We start from the raw sequence: 2648 nt of genomic DNA, 5'->3' as shown, positions 1-2648 counted from the left end.
CCGATGAAACGGGGGCAAGACCATGCTGCATTCTTGACTCTGGTAAGTTCTCCATAGATATGGAAGCGAACAATGAGATAAAGTCGTCCATGCGCGAACTTTTGCGATTGCACGCCGCGCACGTCGAAAAGATAAATCCACCAGGCCTAAGCCGTTTTTCGAACATCCCTATTGGCGGCATGTGATCAACTTCAGTAGCAGCTTCGTTCCCCCCGCAATAAACGCAATAGGGACAAGCCGCCAATGTTCTCCGCCGCTCTTTACCTCTTGCCAATTCTCTTCTCTCACTTCTTCATAAGCCCAAAACATAGCCTCAAAGCAGATTTCATACCTCAAACGAACCTTAGTTGAGAAGTCCTAATAGCTTCTCATCCTCCGTCCAGCCGACTGCTTGCATCCCCGCCGCGTTGTGAGGCGGGTTCTGGTCGTCGTTGAGCTGGTTTCCGGTCCGCGGCTCAACGTGAGCGCCGCGCGTGAGTGACGACCTTAGTCTGCAGCCCCATGGCATGCTCCTGTGACGATAAGGCGATGACGAAAGGGACAGTCTGCGGCCGGGCTATTCCCGCTCGGCCGCGCGCGTGTCGAACCAGGCGAGCACGTCGTCGGACGTGTCGAACCGCTTGGCGGTGAGGGCCCGGCCCTGCATGTCATAGGCGCCCCAGGCGCCGGACAGCTCGACCGCAAGGCCGAGGATCGCGCCGCCACGGGTGACAACGCGGGTCTGACTGAGGATGGCCGCGGTCACTGGCGCCGCCTCAGTTCAGCACCGGCTGGTCGAGCTTGCGCAGCATGTCGCGCACGTAACGCTCGGCGATCGCGTCGAGAACCCCGTCGCCCGGCACCAGCGCCTTGACCGCCTGCGGCACGGACTGGCGCGCGTGGGCGATCGCGTGAGCCTTCAGCGTGTCGATCCCGACGTCGGGCCCGTGTTTGATCGCGGACATGGCGCCCGACATCAGCGCCTCGTGCAGCGCCTCGCGGTGCCGCTTCTCGATCTCGATGCCGGTCCAGGCGCTGAGCTGGCGCGCGGCGATGCCGATGATGATGGTCAGCACGAGCCCGAGGAGCTCGACGATGTGCGGCTCGAGAGCCGTGAGGATGCCTTCCATGATGGTGCCTTTGTGTCAGCGGCAACGCCGCGTGGGGCGGCGCAGCGCCGCGTTGATGGCCAGCGCGACGCGCCAGTCGGTGATGGGGAGGCGGAAGAGCGCGCGGATCATGTGCCGCCCAACAGCGTCGGCAGGGGCACAGTCTCGCCCGCGAGTTCGTGGGTGCAGTCGGGCAGGAAGCGAATCCGGCCGTTCTCGACGAAGCTGTGGCATCTGGCCTGCGGCGCGCCACCCTGCCCCACATCAGCGCCGTCATAGGTTACCAGCACCGAGGGCGAGAACGTCGGCGCGTCACCATCGCCGTTCCACCGCCAGCGATCGGTCCAGACCTGGTGCATCGTCCGGCAGCCGGGGCAGCGGAAGGCGACGATGTTGTCGGCCAGCCGCCGCAGCTTTGATCCAACGGCAGACATGGTCACTGCCCCGCCAGCGCGCGCTCTGCGGTGTCGCGGATCTCGGCGAGGCGCCAGCGGAGCCTGGTGGCCGCGGTCGCCTCATCCTGCTGTCCGGGGGCGGGCTTGGCGGCGGGCCCTTGCCCCAGCCAGCGCGCGACCTCGAAGCCCGGGCAGGCCTTCGCGGCATACTCATTGTGGCCCGAGATCTTCAGGTCGCCGAAGCGCGCTTCGAGGTCCGCGATCAGCTTGCGCAGCGCGGCGTCCTGCTCAGGCGTGAAGTGATCCGCGAAGGCGTCGGTCTCGGCCGAGCCATGGCCGCCGAAGAGCGCGATCCCGATCGTGCCGGTGTTGTGGCCCGCGACATGCGCGCCGGTGCGCTCGAGCGGCCGGCCCTCGGCCAAGGTGCCGTCGCGGTCGATCAGGTAGTGGTAGCCGATGTCGGACCACTTGTTCAGCTGGACGTGCCAGCGCTTCACCTCTGCCCTACGTGCGGCAGTCGATGCGCCAGACATGAAATCGGGCTGCGTCGCCGTGCAATGCACGACGATCTCGTCGATCTTTCTCATGGTGTTCTCCGGTGTGGGGGATGTGCACAGAGCGCGAGGTTGGGGCGGCGCCCGCCGCCCCTGCGCGCTCAGAGGTGCGCGGTAGCCGCGGCGACGGCCATCATGCTTGCCTTCTGCACGTCGGTGATCGCAATCGCCGCCTCGCGGGCGCCGGGCCCCTTGGCGTCGCGGATGGCCTCGCATTCGGAGACGAGCGCGGCTGCAAGCGCCTTGATGGTGTCGACCGTGTGGAGTGTGGAGGGATTGAAGCCCATACGAACCAGCGCGGCAGCGGTGTCCGTGATGGTGCACTGGCCGTCCGGGATGGCGGTGGTATGGATCTTTACGTGCATGTCAGTGTCCTTCTGCTGACGTACGCGGGTGACGCTCCGCGCAGGCGAAACGGCAGATGCCGAATGTCGATGACAGGATGTGCCTGCGATCCGCGCAGGCGGCGGCGATGATGGCGCATTTTGATGCACCGAGATGTTTGTGCTATACTCGGAACTGCACGGCGGCGTGGAAAGCAGACACCCAGGGACTAACGTCTCATGCCAGCCGAGAGAGGCGTCGAGAGGAGAGCGATGCCGTCTCTGCTG

6 protein-coding genes are annotated in these 2648 nt (G+C 65.3%); 1 reads left to right on the top strand and 5 read right to left on the bottom strand.

Annotation, left to right across the window (positions count from 1 at the left end; all coding sequences use genetic code 11):
• A partial coding sequence (locus RISW2_RS25555) for a hypothetical protein (RefSeq protein WP_211238749.1) occupies window positions 1-185 on the top strand: 185 nt, incomplete at its 5' end.
• A 371-nt stretch (window positions 186-556) separates the two neighbouring features.
• Here RISW2_RS25555 and RISW2_RS22625 read toward each other — a convergent pair.
• The 5 genes from RISW2_RS22625 to RISW2_RS22605 form a co-directional block, all read right to left on the bottom strand.
• Entirely contained in the window at window positions 557-745 is a 189-nt protein-coding gene (locus tag RISW2_RS22625; RefSeq protein WP_043775573.1) for a hypothetical protein, read from the bottom strand.
• Between the two features lie 10 nt (window positions 746-755).
• Window positions 756-1109, bottom strand: coding sequence for a hypothetical protein (locus RISW2_RS25775; RefSeq protein ID WP_051492372.1), 354 nt, complete (start codon window positions 1107-1109; stop codon window positions 756-758).
• Between the two features lie 107 nt (window positions 1110-1216).
• Window positions 1217-1522, bottom strand: a complete 306-nt coding sequence (locus RISW2_RS22615; protein ID WP_043775570.1) for a ubiquitination-like system serine protease family protein — start codon at window positions 1520-1522, stop codon at window positions 1217-1219.
• A 2-nt stretch (window positions 1523-1524) separates the two neighbouring features.
• On the bottom strand, window positions 1525-2070 hold the full coding sequence (locus RISW2_RS22610; protein WP_051492369.1) for an N-acetylmuramoyl-L-alanine amidase: 546 nt from the start codon (window positions 2068-2070) through the stop codon (window positions 1525-1527).
• 68 nt (window positions 2071-2138) lie between these two features.
• Window positions 2139-2402 (bottom strand): Acb2/Tad1 domain-containing protein, encoded by a 264-nt coding sequence (locus RISW2_RS22605; RefSeq protein ID WP_051492366.1) that lies wholly within the window; start codon window positions 2400-2402, stop codon window positions 2139-2141.
• Window positions 2403-2648 lie beyond the last annotated feature (246 nt).

The organism is Roseivivax isoporae LMG 25204, from assembly GCF_000521865.1.
Classification (GTDB): domain Bacteria; phylum Pseudomonadota; class Alphaproteobacteria; order Rhodobacterales; family Rhodobacteraceae; genus Roseivivax; species Roseivivax isoporae.
This window is presented reverse-complemented; position numbering and strand designations above follow the sequence as displayed.